Consider the following 17,859-nt stretch of genomic DNA (forward strand, 5'->3'; position numbering starts at 1 on the left):
GCGTCCAGCCGCTCGCCGGTGACGGCCTCGTGCGCCGCGCGCAGCTCGCCGAGCGTGAACTCGGCCGGCATGAGGGCGCCTGCCACGGCGGGGTCGTCCAGGCGGCGGGCCAGTGCGGTGCGGGCGGCGGCCACGATCTGCCCGTGGTCGAAGGCCAGGGCCGGTACGCGGTCCACGTCGAACCAGCGGACGTTCCAGCCCTCGCGGTCCGTTCCGGAGGTCAGGGCCCAGTGCGCGAGTGTGAGGACGCGTCCGGTGGGGGAGCGGTCCACGGCGCCGAACACGGCCAGCTGTTCCAGATGGGCGGGGGAGACGCCCACGGTCTCCGCCGCCACGGCCTCGGCGGTCTCGTCCACGTCGGCGTCGGCCTCGAGCCAGCGGCCGGGCACGGCCCAGCGGTCCAGGAAGGGGGCGCGGGTGCGGGGGACGAGGGCCACGTGCAGGGCGGTGCGCCCGGAGCGGTCCGTGCGCAGGCTGAGCACCGCCGTGGACACGGCGGCCCGGATCAGGGCCGCCTCGGCGGCGCGGTCGGCGGTCATGGGGTGGTGGTCTTCCTGGGTCGGCGGGCGTGCGAGGACGCGGTCGGCTCCATAATGTCGCGCAGACCATATGAATTCGAGGCCATATGTGTCAGTAGGACCATAAGACGTCTTCGGTGCCGTCCCGACGAGCACGGCCGCTACCCTGTCCCCGTGACCTCCGCAGACACCTCCCGCACCGACGCCCCCGACGCCCCGCTGGCCTCCACCGTGGTGGGGGACGGCCCCCGCCGCGTCGCCTTCGTCCACGGCCTGATGGGCCGGGGCCGCAACTTCAACGGCATCGCCCAGGCGTTGTCCGACCAGTTCACGGTCGAGATGATCGACATGCCGGACCACGGCCAGTCCCCGTGGACGGACGGCGTGGACTACCGCAGGATCGCCGACCGGCTCGCCGCCCACCTGCGCTCCGGTCTGGCCGCCGACGGGCCCGTGCACCTGGTGGGCCACTCGATGGGCGGAAAGGCCGTCATGGCGCTGGCCCTGCGCCACCCGGAGCTCGTGGATCGCCTCGTGGTGGTGGACATCTCCCCGCGCACCGCGGCGGCTGCCACGGACGAGTTCGTCCACCTGCTCGGCACCATGCTGGAGATGGACCTGGCCTCCTTCCGCACCCGGTCGGACGCGGACGCGGCCATGGCGCAGAAGGTCCCGGACGAGCGCATCCGTGGCTTCCTGCTGCAGAACCTGCGCCGGGACCACGGCCACTTCGCCTGGCAGCCGAACGTGGAGATGCTGCTGCGAGACCTGGAGGTGATCGGCTCCTTCCCGGAGCCGATGGTCGAGGCGGACCCGGACCGCACCTACAACGGCCCGGTCCTGTGGATCGGCGGCGCCGACTCGGACTACATCCTCGACTCGGACGTGCCCCGCATGAAGGAGCTGTTCCCGCGCGCCGTGCGCGTCACCATCCGCGAGGCCGGGCACTGGGTCCACGCGGACCAGCCCGGCCCGTTCGTGGACGCAGTCCGGCACTTCCTCACCCAGGACTGAGCCGAAGCGGACCGGCTCGCACACGGCGTCCGTCCCCCACACGGCATCCGTCCCCAGGAGACGGGACGACGACGGTCCCCTCACCTCCGCCGAGGAGTGCACGGAAGGTGGGGGCCCGTCGTCGTGGGCCTGCCGGGAGGCGGGCCGGCGGTGTCAGTGGGCGGCCTGGTTCTCCTGGTCCTTCGTGCCGAACGCCTTGCCTGCCACCGTCACGACGCCCAGGACCACGGTGCCCCAGAGGAGCCCGACGATCGCGGAGCCGAGGGTCTCGGCGACCCAGCCGACGAACGCGCCGGTGGCCTCCGCCACCGGCGCGGTGAGGTGGTGCAGGAACTCGTAGGGGGCGTGCAGGCCCAAGAGGTCGAGCTCGACGAGCACGATGTGACCGCCCACCCAGAGCATCGCCACGGTGCCGACCACGGTGATCACGCGCAGCACATGCGGCATGCCCTTCACCAGGGTGGCGCCGAAGCGGCGGCCGCCGTCCGTGTGGCCGTCGCGGAGCATGTGCAGGCCGATGTCGTCCATCTTCACGATCAGTGCCACGGTGCCGTAGACGCCCAAGGTGATGGCGATCGCGACCACGAAGAGGATGATCGCCTTCATCCAGATCTCCTGGTCCGCCACCTCGTTCATGGAGATCACCATGATCTCGCAGGACAGGATGAAGTCGGTGGTGACGGCGCCCCGGACGACCTTGTCCTCCGCGTCGGCGCCCTGCTCGACCGCGGGCTCCTTGTCTGCCGAGTGGTGGCCGGTGATCTTGTTCCAGACCTTGTGGGCGCCCTCGTAGGCCAGGAAGGTGCCGCCGGCCAGCAGCAGCCACGGCAGGATCCACGGGGCCAGCCAGGACAGCAGGAGCAGGGCGGGGAGGATGATGAGCAGCTTGTTGCGCAGAGAGCCCTTGGTGATCTTCCAGATCATGGGCAGCTCGCGCTTCGGGTCCACGCCGGTCACATATTGGGGGGTCACGGCGGCGTCGTCGATCACCACGCCTGCCGCCTTGGTGCTGGCCCTGGCGACGCCGGCGGCCACGTCGTCCGCACTGGCAGCGGCCAGGCGCGCGAGCGCTGCGACGTCGTCCAGCAGTGCGACGAGTCCGCTCATGGTTCCTCCTGATGGGACGCAGGGCGGGCTCGGTGCCGCGCCGGGAAAAGCATAGCGGCCGCCCGGGAGGGTCCCGGACGGCCGCCGCGTCGTTGGCCGGGGTGCTCGTCGCCCGGCCGCCGACGGTGGGTCACTCGGCCTCGGTGGTCTCCACCGGGCGGGCGCCGAGGCGCTGGTCGATGCGCAGCAGGCCCGAGCCGTCCTCGCCGACCAGGCGGAGCTGGCCGATGATCTCGGACACGGTGGCCTCCTCCTCGATCTGCTCGTCCACGAACCAGTTCAGCAGCGGGCGGGCGTTGAGGTCGCCGGCCGCGTCGGTGGCACGGTAGAGCTCGCGGATGGCCTCGGAGACCTTCTGCTCGTGGGCCAGGGCGGCCTCGAAGATGTCCAGGGCGGTGGCGTCGCGGGACACCTGCGGGGCATTGATGGTGCCGATCTCCGCGTAGGCGTCGCGGTCGGTCACGTGGTCGATGAACTTGTTGGCGTGGACGATCTCCTCGTCCGCCTGGCGGCGCAGCCAGGTGGCCATGCCGGTGAGGTCCAGGTTGTCCGCGGCGATCGCCAGCTGGCGGTACACGATGGACGCCTCGAGCTCGAGGGTGATCTGGTCGTTGAACTTCTTCAGCAGGTCGTCGGTGAGCTTCATGACGCCCACAGTAGACCCGCCGGCCGGCGGCCGAAAGCCTGGTGAGGCTCACCTGAGCCGGGTCGCCCGCTGCGTCCCGGTCCCCGGCAGGCTAGGATGGCGGGTCGGCCTGCGCGCCGCGACCCGTCCCCTGTTCGAGAGAAGCACAGTGACCGACCCGAACTCCGCTCCCTCCTGCCGTGCGGCGGCCCGCGACGACGTGCCGCTGGGGCCCGGCGGCCGCCCTGCATGGGCGCGGCGGCGGGTGTTCCGCAGCCCAGGCACCCGCCGCGTCGTCTACGCCGTGGTGTTCGAGGTGCTGGCGGTGCTGTTCGTGACCGTCCTGCTCACCCTCGTGGGCAAGGAGGCGAACTCGTCCCTGGTGCTGGCGATCGCCAACTCGACCATCGCGCTGCTGTGGAACCTGGCGTTCAACACGATCTTCGAGGCGTGGGAGCGCCGCTCCGGGACCACCGGCCGACCGCTGAGGGTGCGGGTGGCGCACGCCGTCCTCTTCCAGTTGGGCCTGGTCTGCATGCTTGTGCCCACCGTCGCGTTCATCCTGCAGGTGAGCCTGGGGGAGGCGATCGTGATCGAGGGCGGCCTGCTGGTGTTCTTCTTCCTCTACACCGCGGTCTATGCGTACTGCTTCGACTCCGTCTTCGGCCTGCCGGACTCCGCCTCCGAGCCGCCGGCGGGCACCTCCACCGCCCACCCGGCCTCCGGCGTGGACGTCCTCACCGGCCCGATCGACCGCGTCTGAGGTCAACGGCGCCGGGACTCAGCCGTCCAGGCCGAGGAACTCCTTGATGGCGGGCAGCTCCTTGGCGAACTGCTGCCGGCCGAGCTCGTGGGCGGCGGCCAGCTTGGCCACGTTGCGCTCGCCGTTCTGCACCGGCATGTGCTCCGGTGCGAAGACGTAGGCCGTGCCCGCACGCTCCATCTCGAACAGGCGCTCGCGGGTCTCGTTGTACCGCTTCCAGCGGGTCGTCAGCCCCTCGGCCACGGCCGGGTAGCGGCGGAAGTAGGTGCGGTAGAAGCCGGGGAACCGCTCGGGCCGCTTCACATAGGACCGTTCGCGGGTCAGGATGACCAGCTGCTTCTCGTACCCGGCCTGCGCGCCGGGGGTGAGCGGGATGCCCCCGTCCACGCCGAGCGCGCCGTCCACCCAGGTGGAGCCGGCGAGCTTCACCGGCGGCATGAGCACCGGCATGGTCGAGGATGCACGGACACGGACCATGAGGTCGTCCAGGGTGTGCACGTCCTCGCGGCCCCACCAGACGGTCTGCCCGGTCTCGGCGTCGAAACCGCCGATCGCGAACCGGGCCGGGTTCGCCCGGAACGTGCCGAAGTCGTAGGGGAGGGCCTGCCCGGGGCGGCCGGCGTGCTGGTAGATGTACTCGGCCGCGAACAGCCCCTGGCCGCGGATCCAGGTGCGCCACGAACCGAAGCGCGGGTCATCCGCGAAGTCCACGAAGCAGGCCCGTGCCCGGCGGGCGTCCCGGGACAGGTAGTTCGCCGTGTTGGACGAGCCGGCGGAGATGCCGGACACGAAGTCGCAGAAGATCCCCTCCTCGATCAGCCCGGACACGACGGCCGAGGTGAGGGAGGCCCGCATTCCGCCGCCTTCGAAGACGAGGGCGGTGTCCGTGACGGTGCTCCGGATGCGGGCGCGGTCCTGTTCGCCCTCGGGGGAGCCGGACTGCGATGAGGTGTTCCCTGCCACGTCCACATTCTAGGGTGGACCCATGGCTGACATCACCTTCCGCTCCACCCCCGTCACCACCGTCGGCGAGCTGCCGGCCGTGGGCGCGTCCGCCCCCGCCTTCGAGCTCGTGGGCCAGGACCTCGCCGCGATCAGGCTGGCCGACCTGGCCGGAAAGACCGTGGTGCTGAACATCTTCCCGTCGGTCGACACGGGTGTCTGCGCGACCTCGGTGCGCACCTTCAACCAGCACGCCGCGGGACTGGAGGACACCGTGGTCCTGGCCGTCTCGGCGGACCTGCCGTTCGCCGCGGCCCGCTTCTGCGGTGCCGAGGGCATCGAGAACGTGCTGCCGGGCTCGACCTTCCGCTCCGACTTCGGCGACGTCTACGGCGTGCGCATGCAGGACGGCCCCCTCGCCGGCCTGCTCGCCCGTTCCGTGGTGGTGATCGGCCCGGACGGCACCGTGAAGCACACCGAGCTCGTCCCGGAGATCGCCCAGGAGCCGGACTACGAGGCCGCCCTGGCCGCCGCGCAGGCCTGACCCATGCCCCGCCGTCGTCCTGAGTCCCGCCGCGGCCGAGCCCCGCAGGACCCGTACGCCTACCTGGGTTACGGGTCGTCTGCGCGCGCGGACGGGGACCCTGGACGGCCCGAGGGGCCGCTGGACGCCTATCGCAGGCACGACGACGGCAGCTCGCCCTGGCAGGGCGACGGCCGCTTCGGCGGCGGCTCCTTCGGTGCGCCGCCGCAGGGCGGCCCGTACGGTGCGCAGCCGCAAGGCGGCCCGTACGGCGGTCCCTCTGGTGGCGGCCCCTACGGCGCACCGCCGCAGGGCGGCGCGTACGGCGGCCCCTCTGGTGGCAGCCCGTACGGCGGTCCCTATAGTGGCGGCCCGTACGGCGGCCCCCAGTACGCCATGGGCGGGTATCCGCCCGGCAGGCCGCCGAGGCGGAAGAAGTCCTGCGGCCGGATGCTCATCACGGCCGCCGGTGTGGTGGGCGCGCTGATCCTGGCCGGCGGCGGCGCGGGCTTCGCCGTCAGCGAGCTCACGGACCGGATCGAGGCCGAGCAGCGGCAGCAACAGCAGCACCAGTCCCAGGGCGCCCCGCGCGGCACCGAGCAGCGCAGCCTTCCCTACGAGGACCGCGACCCGGAGGAGTGGGTGCAGGCCCTCACCGAGGTGCACGAGGGCGTCGTGGTGGACTGGGAAGCCCCGCCGCACCGCGGCCGCGACCTGGACCGCGGCCAGACCGTCATGGAGGCACCGGGCGTCCTGCTCGTGGACACCCAGCTGTCCGGGGCGATGGGCACCGGCACCGGCATCGTCCTCTCGGAGGACGGACTGGCCGTGACCAACTACCACGTCGTGGAGGACTCCTCCCGCGTGCGCGTCACCGTCTCGGACACGGGCCGGAAGTACACCGCCACCGTGCTCGGCCGTGACGCCGAGAACGACATCGCCGTCCTCCAGATGGAGGATGCCGAGGGACTCGAGACGGCCAGCCTCGCCGCCGGGGACCCGACGCCGGGGGACGCGGTGGCCGCCGTCGGCAACGCCCGCGGGCAGGGCTACCTGACCAGCGTCCGCGGCGAGGTCCTCGGCCTTGACCGCTCCATCTACGCCGCACCCGAGGGGAGCGAGGACTACTCCCGGCTCACCGGCCTGATCCAGACGGACGCGGACGTCGTCCCCGGGTACTCCGGCGGCCCCATGGTGGACGCGGACGGCCAGGTGGTCGCCGTGTCCGTCGCCGCCAGCTCCGGGACCACCTCCAGCGAGGTCGACGGCTTCGGCATCCCCCTGGACGTGGCCCTGGGCGTGGTGCAGCAGGTGCTCTCCGGCGAGGAGACGGACACCGTCTCCATCGGCGCCGACGGCGCGCTGGGCATCATGATCAGGCCCGGCGAGGACGGCGTCGTGGTCGTGGACGTGGACGAAGGCTCCTCCGCGGACGAGATCGGCCTGCGTCCCGGCGATGTGATCGTGGCGGTGGACGGCCACTCGGTCGGCACCAGCGCCTCGCGCCTGTCCCGCATGGTGAACGACCGCAACGTGGGCGAGCGCATCACCGTCAAGTGGATCACCGCCAACGGGCAGGTCCGCGAAGAGGAGGCCGTCCTCCAGGAGGCCGTCGTCAACTGACGCCCGCTCTGCCGCGGTGACCGGCCGTCGTCGGGCGCGACCTGCCCGGCGGCCCTGTGGCGGCGGCCGGCTCGGGGGAGGCGCCGTCGTCGGGCAGCAGCCGCGGGGCCGGCGGGTCAGGGGAGCATGTCCAGCGAGACCATCATCGCGACCATGCCGATGAGCATGCCCGCCAACGCGACCCGGGCGCCGCCGGCCTCGCGGGCGGCCGGCAGCAGCTTGTCCACGCTGATGACCACCATGATCCCGGCGACCGCCGCGAAGAGCATGGACAGCAGCGCCTCGGTGAGGATCGGGGCGAGCAGCAGGTATCCGACCAGGGCGCCGACCGGCTCGGCGATGCCGGTCAGGGCCGCCCAGCCCAGGGCCTTGCGGCGCGACCCGGTCGCCTGGCGGACGGGCACGGCCACGGCGAGGCCCTCCGGGACGTTGTGGATGGCCATCGCGACGGCCAGGGCCAGGCCCACCTTGGGATCGGACAGGGTTGCGGCGAAGGTGGCGAAGCCCTCCGGCAGGTTGTGCAGGCCGATGCCGACCGCCGTGACCAGGCCCAGGCGCATCATGCGGCGGTCGCGGCGGGTGACCGGGGCGCCGTCCTCACGCTCGTCGAGGTCGATCCGGTCCGGCAGGAACCGGTCGATCGCAAGGAACGACCCCACACCGGCCAGGAAACCGACCAGCATGACGGTGCCGGCCCAGGTCCCGAAGTCCGGCACGAGGCCGTCGGTCGCCTCGGGGATGATCTCCATGAAGGAGACGGAGACCATGACGCCGCCGGCGAGGCCGAGACCGAGCGCCAGTCCGCGTGGTCCGGGTGTGCGCCCCATGACCGCCAGGACGCCGCCCAGGACGGTGGCGACGCCGGCGAATACGGTGAGACCGAGGGCCGTCAGGACGGGGTCGGACGGTGGCACGGCAGGCTCCTTCTGCGGTCGGCGGCGGCGGTCGTCGGCGAGCGGTGGGGAGCCGAGGATGTGTGACTGTCATCACAGTTATGTGGCTGTGCGGGGCCCTGGCGACAGCTTCATCCTTCGCGCGCGCACGAGGGCACCCTACCCGACGTGTCTTGGGGGCCACAGTCGCCTTTGGCTAGGCTGGGAGCCATGCCCGCACTCCTCACGCTCTGCGTGCTTGCGGGAGGCCTTCTGCTCACCCCGGTCGTGGCACGGCTGACGCCCCGCGCCACCGGGTGGTTCCTGGCCGCGGTCTACGCCGTGGCCGCCGTCGTCTTCGCACCGGCGTTCGGCTCCCTCACCGGGACCGGCGCTGCGTACACGTGGTCGATGCCGTGGATCCCCGCCTGGGGAGTGGAGCTTTCCCTGCGCACGGACCCCATCGGCGCCCTGTTCACGCTGCTCGCGCTCGTGATCGGTGCGATCGTGCTCGTCTACGCGGTGGCCTACCTCGGCCCCGGACGCCACCTCGGCTTCTACCTGGGCATGGCGATGTTCACCCTCGCCATGGTGGGCCTGGTGACCACCGACGACGCGGTCGTGCTGTTCCTGTGCTGGGAGCTGACCTCGCTGGCCTCGTTCCTGCTGATCGCCCGCTCCGGACGTGCGGCCGAGGCGCCGTCCATGCGCACCCTGCTGATCACCTTCGTCGGCGGGGTCAGCCTGCTGGCCGGCCTGGCGATCGCCTCCGTGGCCGCCGGCACCACGCGCGTCTCCGAGATCCTCGCCGCGGACGTCTGGGCCGGCAGCCCGGGCCTGACGTCCCTGGTGGCCGTGCTGCTCGCCGTCTCCGCGATGACCAAGTCCGCGCAGTTCCCGTTCCACTCCTGGCTGCCGGACGCCATGGCCGCCGCCACCCCGGTCTCCGCCTACCTGCACGCCGCGGCCGTGGTGAAGGCAGGCATCTTCCTGCTGCTGCGCTTCTCCCCCCTCTTCCACGCCGTCCCGGCCTGGTCCTTCCTGCTGGTGGCCGCCGGCCTGGCCACCGCGCTCGTCGGCGGACTGCGTGCCGTGCAGCAGACCGACCTGAAGAAGCTGATGGCCTATTCGACCGTCAGCCAGCTCGGCCTCATCGTCGCCGCGATCGGCACCGGCACCGCCGTCGGCCTGGCCGCCGCCGCGCTGCACACGCTGGCGCACGCCGTGTTCAAGTCCGGCCTGTTCATGTCCGTCGGCGTGATCGACCACGCCGGCGGCACCCGCGACCTGCGGCACATGCCGGCCCTGGGCCGCCAGGCCCCCTTCGCCCTGGTGCTCACCGTGATCGGCGCCGCCGCCATGGCCGGCGTCCCGCCGCTGCTCGGCTTCGTGTCCAAGGAGAAGGTCCTCACCGCCATGCTCGAGTACGGCGAGGGCGGCGCCGGAGGAGCGGCCCCCGCCTGGGCGGGCCCGGTCGCCCTGGTGCTGGCCGCCCTGGCCTCCGTCCTCACCGTGGCCTACTGCGCCAAGATCGTGGTCGGCGTGTTCTTCGACGAGCCGCGCGAGCAGGCCCCCGAGCCGCTGCATCCGCACGCCCCGTCCGCCCTGCTGGTCGGCTCCACCGCCGTCCCGCTGATCGCCACCGCCGTGCTGGTCTTCTTCCTGGCCCCGATCAACACCCTGGTCGGAGCCGTCGGCACCGCCGCCGAAGGGGCCGCCGAGGTCCAGGACCCGCACCTGTCCCTGTGGCACGGCGTGAACGCCGAACTCGTCACCACCGTGATCGTCCTGGCCCTGGGTCTGGGCACCCTCGCGATGCGCCGCACCCTCTGGCCCGCCCTCGAGGGCCTGCGCCTGCCCGCCTCCGGCGCCGGTGTGGTGGAGGGCGCCCGTGCCGGCCTGGAGCGCGCCGGGGCCTGGCTCATGGCCCGCACCGCCCACGACCACGCGGGGCCGCACGTCGCGGCCATCCTCGTCTTCCTGTCCGCCGTCCTGCTCGGCGGCGTCGCCGGCCTCATCGCCGGCGGCCACATCCCGCCGGTCGCCGAGGGCATCAACCGCTCGATCGACGCGGTCCTGCTCGTGCTGCTGGCCGTCGCCCTGTTCGCCGTGGTGCGCAGCCACACCCGACTGGGAGCCACCGTGTCCCTCTCGGCGGTGGGCATCCTCATCACCGTGCAGATCCTCTCGCTCGGCGCCCCGGACGTCGCGTTGACCCAGCTGCTCGTCGAGTCGCTCACGATCATCGTGATCATGCTGGTGCTCCAGCGCCTGCCGAAGACCTGGGGCTCCTCCGCGGCCTCCCGCCGCCGCCCCACCCGCCAGCTCGTGCCGGTGCTCGTCGGCCTGGCGACCGGCCTGGCCGCGTTCGCCGCAGTCTGGGCCCTCAACGGCCGCCGCGAGCGCTCCGAGGTGGGCACCTACCTGCTCGAGGAGACCTACCCGCTCTCCCACGGCCTCAATGTGGTGAACGTGATCCTCGTGGAGTTCCGTGCCCTCGACACCCTGGGCGAGCTCACCGTGCTCGGCATGGCGGGTGTGGCCATCGTCGCCATCCTGTCCACCCTCCGCTCGGCGAAGCTGGACCCGGCCACGCGGACGATGTCCGCGGTGGAGGCGAGCACCTTCGACTCCGGCGAGCCCGTCCTCGGCTCCGACACCGCGCGCCGGGCGATCCTGAACCCCTGGGCCAACACCGCTCAGCTGCAGCTGATGCTGCGGGTGATCCTGGTGATCATGCTCGGCGTCTCGGCCCTGCTGTTCTGGCGTGGACACAACGAGCCGGGCGGCGGCTTCAACGCCGCGCTCGTCGGCTCGGCCGTGGTCGGCCTGATGTACCTATCCACCTCGAAGGACCGCCAGATCGGCCCGCCGCGCATGCCGCTGTACTTCATCGGCGGCGGCGTCATGCTGGCCACCGCCACCGGCCTGTGGAACATGGCGGCGACCGGCACCTACATGCAGCCGCAGGGCGCCGAGATCCTCGGCCAGCACCTGTCCACCGCCATGGTCTTCGACGCCGGCGTGTACCTCGCGGTGATCGGCCTGATCCTCGTGGCCGTGAACGTGCTCGGCGTCGCCCGGCAGTCGACCACGGGCGCGGAGACCATGCGCGAGCGCCTGGACGAGGCCGTCGAGGGCGAGCTGTCCGGGCCCATGGACACCGTCCACGGCGAACGTCCGGACGAGATCCCGCCGACCACCTCCTCGATGCACGTGGTGAGCCCGCGTTCGCAGTACATCTCCTCGGGCACCCGACCGCCGGAATGGGGGCATGACGCATGATGATCCTCGCCCTGACCGTGGGCCTGCTGATCGGCACCGGCGCGTGGATGGTGCTGCAGCGGGAGATGGTGCGCGCCATCTTCGGCCTGACGCTCATCTCCCACGGCGTGAACCTGCTCCTGCTGACCACGGGCGTGCCCGCCTGGCGCCAGGAGCCCCTGACCGACGGGGCGGACATCCGCCAGGTGGCCGACGCGCTGCCCCAGGCGTTCGTGCTCACGGCGATCGTGATCTCCATGGCCTCGTCCATCCTGATGCTGGCCCTGGCCGTCATCGGCCGTGACGACGACCAGACCGTGCCGCCCGAGACCGGAGAGGACCACTGATGGCCGTCGCCGAACTCCTGCCGCTGTTCGTGGCGGTGCCGCTGCTCACCTCGGGCCTGTCCGTGGTGGTGCGCAGCCGTACCCTGGACGCGGTGCTGTCCGTGGCCGTCCCGCTGGTGTCCATGGCCGCCGCGATCGCCCTGCTGGTCCACCACGGGTCCCATCCGCCGATGGCCGTCAGCGTGGGCGCCTTCGTCCCCGGCGTGGCCATCCCGTTCGTCTCGGACACCCTGTCCGCGCTGATGATCGTCGTGACCTCGCTGTCCACCGCGGTGGCCGCCTGGTTCCTGATCCTCACGCGGGAGTACCGCTATCGCTTCGTGCCTGCCCTGACGCTCATGACGTTCGCCGGCGTGAACGGCGCCCTGCTCACGGGCGACCTGTTCAACCTCTTCGTGTTCGTCGAGGTGATGCTGCTGCCGTCCTACGCGCTGCTCGCCGTCACCGGCTCGTGGCGTCGCCTCGGCATCGGCCGCATGTTCGTGATCGTCAACCTGGTCACCTCGGCCGTCCTCGTCTCCGGCGTGGGCCTGGTCTACGCCTCGGCCGGTGCGGTGAACGTCGCGGTGCTCCAGGGCGCCGCGGCGCAGGACCCGCGCGTGGCCCTGGGCGTGTCCGTCGTGCTGGTCGCCCTGCTGGTCAAGGCCGGCGTGGTGCCCGCCTACGGCTGGCTGCCGCGCGCCTACCCGGGCACCTCGGCCGGGATGATGGCCCTGTTCGCCGGCCTGTACACGAAGGTCGCCGTCTACGCGGTGCTGCGCATCGTCTACGTCGTCTTCGCCCCGCAGCACCGACCGTACGACCTCGCCACCCACCCCCTCACGTGGGTGCTCGGTGTGCTGGTCGTCGCCACCATGCTGGTGGGCGCCGTGGGCTCGCTCGGTGAGAACCGCGTCCGCGGGGTCATGGCGTTCCAGATGACCGCCGGTGTGGGCCACATCCTCATCGGTGTGGTCCTGGCCTTCCCGGCCGCCGTGGTCGCCGGCGTGTTCTACCTGGTGCACCACGTGGTCACGATGTCCGGCCTGCTCACCCTCACCGGCTCGGTCGAGCTCACCTACGGCCAGTCGCGCATCGACCGCCTGGGCGGCCTCGTCAGGCGCGAGCCCGTGATCGCCGTCGGGATAGCCCTGGGCCTGCTGTCCCTGGCGGGCCTGCCGCCGACGTCCGGCCTCTGGGGCAAGTGGGGCCTGATCTCCGCGACCGCCGAGGCCGGGCAGCATGGCCAGGCCGCGTGGGGCTGGGTCATGATGGCGGGCATCCTGCTCGCCTCCGTGGCCACCCTGATGGCCCTGCAGCGCCTCTGGACCGGGGCCTTCGGCGGTGACGAGCTGACCCACATGCGCCCGGACGTCGTCACCGGCGGCCGCGGCCCGGACACGGTCCTGCCGGCCGACGTGCGCGTGGCCCCCCGCCTGATGGCCCCCGGCCTGCTGATGATCGGCCTGTCCGTGGCGCTCTTCGTGGGCGCTGGCCTGGTGATGCCGTTCGTCGAGCAGGGCGTGGCCGGGCTGTTCGATCCGACCGACTACGTGAAGGCGGTGCTCCCGTGACCGACATCCGTCAGACCCGCCCGCCGCAGGGCGGACGGCGGTGGCGCTTCCATCTGGGCCACGCCGTCTCCTATGTGCTGTGGCTGGTGAAGGAGGTCATCGCCGGTTCGTTCCAGGTGGCGCGCAAGGCCGTGACTGCCGGCCCCTTCGCCACGCCGTCGATCATCCGGTACGACCTGCGCTGCGAGCGCGACCTCGAGGTGACGTGGATGGCCAGCTCCATCACCATCACCCCGGGCACGCTCGTGGTGGGCACCGCGCACGGCACCGACACCGAGCCGGTGACCCTGTTCGTCCACTGCGTCTTCGACCAGGACCGCGAGGAGGTCGTCGCCGGCCTGCGTGAGATGGAGGACCGGCTGCTGCGCATGCTGCGCGGACCGCGTTGGGAGGAGGCCTCATGAGCGTCGACACCGTGATCACCGTGGGCGTCGTCGCCACGATCGCCGTGCTGGCCGTCGCGTTCGGCCTCGGCATCCTGCGCATCCTGCGCTCCGAGACCAATGCCGAGCGGGCCGTGGTGGGCGACCTCGTGTACTTCGCGTCGATCGGCATGCTCGCCGCGGCGGGCCTGGTCTTCCACTCGGCGGTCGTCCAGGACGTGGCCCTGCTGGCGGCGTTCCTCGGCATCCTCGCGACGGTCGCCCTGAGTCGCATCCTGACCCGAGGGGAGCGCTGACCCATGATCGTCCTCGCCCTGTTCGGCATCCTCTGCATGGTGGGCGGCGCCGTCCTGGTGCTGCTGTCTGCCGTGTCCATGCTGCGCGCCCGGGACGGCCTGCAGATGATGAACGTCTTCAGCCCCGCGACCGGCATGGGCCTGCCGCTGATCTGCTTCGGCGTCTTCCTGTGCCTCACCGCCCGGGACGGCTTCGCGCTGTGGTCCCTGGTGCTGTTCCTGCTGACCGCGATCTCCCTGGTGATCGTCTCCTCGCTCGCCTCGAACGTGCTCGCCCGCGGCATCTACCGCTCCGGTGCGCACGTGGACGAGGCGACCGTGCCGCAGGACCTCGCCCAGGACCCGGGCCCGACCGCCCGATGATCCGCACCGGCCGGTGAGCCACGAGCAGTCGATGCGTCCCGTCTCCGGCTTCCCGCTCCCGGAGGGCGTCGAGCCCGGGCGCGTCGCCGTCGTCGGGTCCGGTCCGAACGGCCTGACCGCCGCTGCCCTGCTGGCCCGTGCCGGCTGGGAGGTCGACGTGTACGAGGCGGCCGACCGTCCGGGCGGAGCGTGCGCCTCCGCACCCGTGCTCGGGGAGGGGACGGTCGTGGACCTCGGCGCCGCCGGCCACCCGCTGGGGGTCGTCAGCCCCGCCTTCGCCGAGCTGGACCTGACCGCCCACGGACTTCAGTGGGTCCACCCCGAGGTGCCGATGGCGCACCCGCTGCCCGGGCAGGACGCCGTCCTCCTCCATCGGGAGCCGGAGGCCACCGCCTCGGGCCTTCACGACGACGGCCGCGCCTGGTTGGCATGGCATCGTCCCGTCCTCGACGCGCCCGCCGCGGCGGCGGCGGACGTCCTGGGTCCGCTGGTGCGCCGGTGGCCCCATCCGCTGACGATGGCCCGCCTCGGGCTCCGCTCGCCCTGGCCGGCCGCGGCGGCCGCCCGAGCCGCCTTCCGCGGCGACCGGGCCCGTGCCCTGTTCCTCGGCTCGGCGGCGCACACGATCCTTCCTCCCACCCGGCCGCTCACGGCGGCGATGGGCACGCTCCTCGGCGGGCTCGGCATGACCACCGGATGGCCCGTCGCCCGGGGCGGGTCCCAGTCGGTGGTGGACGCGCTGCTGAGCGTGCTGGCCGCGCACGGCGGCCGGCTGCACACCGGCCGGCGCATCACCCACCTGGCCGAGGTGGCAGACGTGGACGCCGCCATCCTCGACCTGATGCCTGCGGCCGTCGCCGCGTTGGGCGGCACCGGCATGGAGGCGCGGCCTCTGCGGCGGCTGCGCCGGTGGCGGCACGGCCCGGCGTCGGCGAAGGTCGACTTCCTCCTGGACGGCCCGATCCCGTGGCGGGACCCGCGCGTCGGCGGGGCCGGCACCGTGCACCTGGGCGGCACGCCGGAGCAGCTCACCGCGGCGGAGGCCGCCGTGGCCGCCGGGCGGATGCCCGAGCGGCCCTTCGTGATGCTGTGCCAGCAGCAGGGCGCAGACCCGTCGCGGGCGGCCGCCCCGGCGGCGGGGAGCACGGTGGTGTGGGCCTACGCCCACGTCCCGCACGGCTGGGAGGCAGCGGTGCGGCCCGTCGTCGAGGCGGTGATCGAGGAGCATGCCCCGGGGTTCCGCGACCGGATCCTGCGAGCGGTGGAGACGGGGCCGTCCGCTCTTCAGGCCTGGAACCCCAACCTGGTCGGCGGGGACATCGCCGGTGGTGCGTTGGACGGCACCCAGCTTCTGGCCCGGCCTCGGCTTCTCTCGCCGCACCGGCTCCGCGCCGCCGTCCGGGGCAGCGGAGTCCCGGGCCTGTACCTGGCGTCCTCGGCGGCGGCCCCGGGTGCCGGTGTCCACGGCATGTCCGGGGCATGGGCCGTGCGAACGCTGCTGCGCGACGCCGCCTGAACCGGCCTTCGCGCACCGTCGGCGGCGCACGTGTGACATCGAGGTTACGAAAAGGTAACGATCACCCTCGGTGCGGGATGTTTCCCACGTCACGCTTTTGCAAGTACCCCTCGGCGGGCTAATGTGTGGTCCATCTCACGGAGTGGAACCTGAGGGGGTTCGCTCTCGCAGTGATTCGTCCACCGAGATCAGCCGGGGTCAGCCCGGAGGATCTCACCCCACTGAGATGCACTTTGCACCTTTGATGATTGGAGTGACTTCCATGAAGTACACCAAGCTCTCTGCGGCTGCGGCTCTCGCCGCAGGTTCCGCTCTGTTCCTCTCCGCCTGCGCCCCGGCCGGCCCGGCCGACGAGAACGGCGACGGCAACGGCTCCGGCGAGAACGGCGGCGGCCAGGAGGTCTTCACCGGCGAGAACGGTGAGAAGTACACCGTCGAGCCGAGCGACTCCGGCAAGGCCGACCTGGGCGAGGTCGAGCCCAAGGACGGCTCCGTGGCGTACTCCGTGGGCGAGGACGAGTTCTCCTCCTACAACGGTGTGCAGTCGAACACCTACAGCACCTACAACTCCGCCGTGGTGGACCGCCTGTTCTCCGGCTTCTTCTACTTCGGCACCGACGGCGAGATCATCCGCGACGAGACCTTCGGCACCTACGAGAAGGTCTCCGACGAGCCGCTGCAGGTGAAGTACACCATCGCGGACGACGCGAAGTGGTCCGACGGCACCGACGTCACCGCCCTGGACTTCCAGCTCCAGTGGGCCGCGGACAACGGCAACATCAAGAACGAGGACGACGGTCAGCTCTTCGACTCCGTCTCCTCCTCCATGGGCGACTACGTGGACGACATGCCGGAGGGCGACCCTGCCGGCAAGGAGTTCACCGTCACCTACAACGAGCCGTACGCCGACTGGGAGATCATGGTCTCCACCGCGCTCCCGGCCCACGTCGTGGCCCGCGAGGCCGGCATGTCCACCGAGGACCTGGCCAAGGCCATCGAGGAGAAGGACGCCAAGGCCCTGAAGCCGGCCGCCGAGTTCTGGAACGACGGCTGGGACTTCAAGCCGGGCGAGCTGCCGGAGGACGAGGACCTCATCCCGTCCATGGGCCCCTACAAGCTGAAGCAGGGCGGCTGGACCGCCGGCCAGTTCATCACCCTCGAGGTCAACGAGGACTACTGGGGCGAGAAGCCGGCCACCAAGGAGCTCGTCATCCGCTTCGCCGCGGCCGACACCCACGTGCAGGCGCTCCAGAACAAGGAGCTCGACGTCATCGAGCCGCAGGCCACCGTGGACACCCTGCAGCAGCTCGAGGGCCTGGGCGACCAGGTCGTCGTGCAGACCGGCGACCAGCTCACCTGGGAGCACCTCGACTTCAACCGCGGCGAGGGCTCGGTCTTCGCCGACTCCGCCGAGCTGCGCGAGGCGTTCGCCCTCTGCGTGCCCCGTCAGCAGATCGTGGACAACCTCATCAAGCCGATCAACGAGGACGCCGAGGTCATGAACCTCCGCGAGGTGTTCCCGTTCCAGGAGAACTACGACGAGGTCGTCGAGGCCGCCTACCCGAAGGAGATGGACGAGCCGAACATCGACAAGGCCAAGGAGCTGGTCGCGAAGTCCGGCGAGTCCAAGCCGAAGGTCCGCATCGGCTACAACTCGCCGAACCCGCGCCGCACCGAGATCGTCTCCATGATCAAGTCCTCCTGTGACGAGGCGGGCTTCGAGATCGTCGACGCCGGCAACGCGAACTTCTTCACCGAGGTGCTGCCGGCCGGCGACTTCGACGTCGCCCTGTTCGCCTGGGCCGGCTCCGGCCAGAAGGCCTCCGGTCGCAACATCTACCACTCGACCGGTGCCCAGAACGACATGCAGTACTCCAACCCGGACGTCGACGCCGCCTGGGACAAGCTGGCCGGCTCGCTGGACGAGAAGGTGCAGCTGGAGCAGGTCAAGGAGATCGAGAAGCTCCTGTGGGAGGACTACCAGGCCATCCCGCTGTTCGCCCACCCGGGCATCCTCGGCCAGGCCGCTGACCTCGCCAACGTCCGCGACACCGCGACCCAGTCCGGTGCCCTGTGGAACGTCGAGCAGTGGGTCCGCGTCCAGTGAGGACCCCCTGATTGCAGGTGTCACGGCTCTCACCGTGTAGTGT

The 17,859-nt window shown here is 71.8% G+C and carries 17 protein-coding genes; 12 read left to right on the forward strand and 5 right to left on the reverse strand.

The window, feature by feature from the left end:
• Positions 1–539: NUDIX hydrolase (locus tag FM125_RS01375; RefSeq protein WP_087133407.1), on the reverse strand; the 539-nt coding region annotated here is incomplete at its 3' end.
• A 153-nt stretch (positions 540–692) separates the two neighbouring features.
• On the opposite strand from FM125_RS01375, the gene FM125_RS01380 reads away from it, so the two are divergent.
• Complete coding sequence (locus tag FM125_RS01380) at positions 693–1,532, forward strand: alpha/beta fold hydrolase (protein WP_245829707.1); 840 nt, start codon at positions 693–695, stop codon at positions 1,530–1,532.
• 153 nt (positions 1,533–1,685) lie between these two features.
• Here FM125_RS01380 and FM125_RS01385 read toward each other — a convergent pair whose 3' ends face one another.
• The gene (locus FM125_RS01385) at positions 1,686–2,639 is read right to left on the reverse strand and encodes a DUF808 domain-containing protein (RefSeq protein WP_087133409.1); all 954 of its coding nucleotides are present in this window, start codon (positions 2,637–2,639) and stop codon (positions 1,686–1,688) included.
• A gap of 130 nt (positions 2,640–2,769) precedes the next feature.
• Positions 2,770–3,285 (reverse strand): ferritin, encoded by a 516-nt coding sequence (locus FM125_RS01390; RefSeq protein ID WP_067189337.1) that lies wholly within the window; start codon positions 3,283–3,285, stop codon positions 2,770–2,772.
• 148 nt (positions 3,286–3,433) lie between these two features.
• Here FM125_RS01390 and FM125_RS01395 point away from each other — a divergent pair, with 148 nt between their 5' ends.
• Positions 3,434–4,027 carry a PACE efflux transporter gene (locus tag FM125_RS01395; protein WP_245829709.1) on the forward strand — a complete coding sequence of 198 codons (594 nt, stop codon included), beginning with the start codon at positions 3,434–3,436 and terminating at the stop codon, positions 4,025–4,027.
• 18 nt (positions 4,028–4,045) lie between these two features.
• Here the strand turns inward: FM125_RS01395 and FM125_RS01400 are convergent, their stop codons facing one another.
• Complete coding sequence (locus FM125_RS01400) at positions 4,046–4,930, reverse strand: patatin-like phospholipase family protein (RefSeq protein WP_371327613.1); 885 nt, start codon at positions 4,928–4,930, stop codon at positions 4,046–4,048.
• Between the two features lie 82 nt (positions 4,931–5,012).
• On the opposite strand from FM125_RS01400, the gene tpx reads away from it, so the two are divergent.
• Positions 5,013–5,513, forward strand: coding sequence for a thiol peroxidase (tpx, locus tag FM125_RS01405; protein WP_067189334.1), 501 nt, complete (start codon positions 5,013–5,015; stop codon positions 5,511–5,513).
• A gap of 3 nt (positions 5,514–5,516) precedes the next feature.
• On the forward strand, positions 5,517–7,115 hold the full coding sequence (locus FM125_RS01410) for a S1C family serine protease (protein ID WP_245829711.1): 1,599 nt from the start codon (positions 5,517–5,519) through the stop codon (positions 7,113–7,115).
• A 116-nt stretch (positions 7,116–7,231) separates the two neighbouring features.
• Here FM125_RS01410 and zupT read toward each other — a convergent pair whose 3' ends face one another.
• Positions 7,232–8,029, reverse strand: coding sequence for a zinc transporter ZupT (gene zupT / locus FM125_RS01415; protein WP_070637687.1), 798 nt, complete (start codon positions 8,027–8,029; stop codon positions 7,232–7,234).
• A gap of 189 nt (positions 8,030–8,218) precedes the next feature.
• Here zupT and FM125_RS01420 point away from each other — a divergent pair, with 189 nt between their 5' ends.
• The 8 genes from FM125_RS01420 to FM125_RS01455 all read left to right on the forward strand — a co-directional run bounded on the left by FM125_RS01420 (position 8,219) and on the right by FM125_RS01455 (position 17,816).
• Complete coding sequence (locus FM125_RS01420; protein ID WP_067189328.1) at positions 8,219–11,272, forward strand: DUF4040 family protein; 3,054 nt, start codon at positions 8,219–8,221, stop codon at positions 11,270–11,272.
• Positions 11,272–11,598, forward strand: coding sequence for a sodium:proton antiporter (locus tag FM125_RS01425; protein ID WP_067189326.1), 327 nt, complete (start codon positions 11,272–11,274; stop codon positions 11,596–11,598). The genes FM125_RS01420 and FM125_RS01425 overlap by 1 nt, the downstream gene beginning before the upstream one ends.
• Positions 11,598–13,151 (forward strand): proton-conducting transporter transmembrane domain-containing protein, encoded by a 1,554-nt coding sequence (locus FM125_RS01430; RefSeq protein WP_087133410.1) that lies wholly within the window; start codon positions 11,598–11,600, stop codon positions 13,149–13,151. The genes FM125_RS01425 and FM125_RS01430 overlap by 1 nt, the downstream gene beginning before the upstream one ends.
• Complete coding sequence (locus FM125_RS01435; protein WP_245232081.1) at positions 13,148–13,555, forward strand: Na+/H+ antiporter subunit E; 408 nt, start codon at positions 13,148–13,150, stop codon at positions 13,553–13,555. The genes FM125_RS01430 and FM125_RS01435 overlap by 4 nt, the downstream gene beginning before the upstream one ends.
• Positions 13,552–13,830, forward strand: a complete 279-nt coding sequence (locus tag FM125_RS01440) for a monovalent cation/H+ antiporter complex subunit F (RefSeq protein WP_082739608.1) — start codon at positions 13,552–13,554, stop codon at positions 13,828–13,830. The genes FM125_RS01435 and FM125_RS01440 overlap by 4 nt, the downstream gene beginning before the upstream one ends.
• A 3-nt stretch (positions 13,831–13,833) precedes the next feature.
• On the forward strand, positions 13,834–14,193 hold the full coding sequence (locus FM125_RS01445) for a cation:proton antiporter (RefSeq protein WP_067189321.1): 360 nt from the start codon (positions 13,834–13,836) through the stop codon (positions 14,191–14,193).
• A gap of 13 nt (positions 14,194–14,206) precedes the next feature.
• Positions 14,207–15,709: a phytoene desaturase family protein gene (locus FM125_RS01450; RefSeq protein WP_342743386.1), complete on the forward strand. Its 1,503-nt coding sequence runs from the start codon at positions 14,207–14,209 to the stop codon at positions 15,707–15,709.
• A gap of 262 nt (positions 15,710–15,971) precedes the next feature.
• On the forward strand, positions 15,972–17,816 hold the full coding sequence (locus tag FM125_RS01455) for an ABC transporter family substrate-binding protein (protein ID WP_070637695.1): 1,845 nt from the start codon (positions 15,972–15,974) through the stop codon (positions 17,814–17,816).
• Positions 17,817–17,859 lie beyond the last annotated feature (43 nt).

Origin of the sequence: Micrococcus lylae (genome assembly GCF_900163825.1) — a bacterium.
In the GTDB taxonomy this organism is placed as follows: domain Bacteria; phylum Actinomycetota; class Actinomycetes; order Actinomycetales; family Micrococcaceae; genus Micrococcus; species Micrococcus lylae.

Bases quoted from the DNA above. Each gene is read 5' to 3' on its own strand.
- FM125_RS01385 (WP_087133409.1), bottom strand. From the start codon at position 2,639: ATGAGCGGACTCGTCGCACTGCTGGACGACGTCGCAGCGCTCGCGCGC.
- FM125_RS01390 (WP_067189337.1), bottom strand. From the start codon at position 3,285: ATGAAGCTCACCGACGACCTGCTGAAGAAGTTCAACGACCAGATCACC.
- tpx (WP_067189334.1), top strand. From the start codon at position 5,013: ATGGCTGACATCACCTTCCGCTCCACCCCCGTCACCACCGTCGGCGAG.
- FM125_RS01410 (WP_245829711.1), top strand. From the start codon at position 5,517: ATGCCCCGCCGTCGTCCTGAGTCCCGCCGCGGCCGAGCCCCGCAGGAC.
- FM125_RS01420 (WP_067189328.1), top strand. From the start codon at position 8,219: ATGCCCGCACTCCTCACGCTCTGCGTGCTTGCGGGAGGCCTTCTGCTC.
- FM125_RS01425 (WP_067189326.1), top strand. From the start codon at position 11,272: ATGATCCTCGCCCTGACCGTGGGCCTGCTGATCGGCACCGGCGCGTGG.
- FM125_RS01430 (WP_087133410.1), top strand. From the start codon at position 11,598: ATGGCCGTCGCCGAACTCCTGCCGCTGTTCGTGGCGGTGCCGCTGCTC.
- FM125_RS01440 (WP_082739608.1), top strand. From the start codon at position 13,552: ATGAGCGTCGACACCGTGATCACCGTGGGCGTCGTCGCCACGATCGCC.
- FM125_RS01445 (WP_067189321.1), top strand. From the start codon at position 13,834: ATGATCGTCCTCGCCCTGTTCGGCATCCTCTGCATGGTGGGCGGCGCC.
- FM125_RS01455 (WP_070637695.1), top strand. From the start codon at position 15,972: ATGAAGTACACCAAGCTCTCTGCGGCTGCGGCTCTCGCCGCAGGTTCC.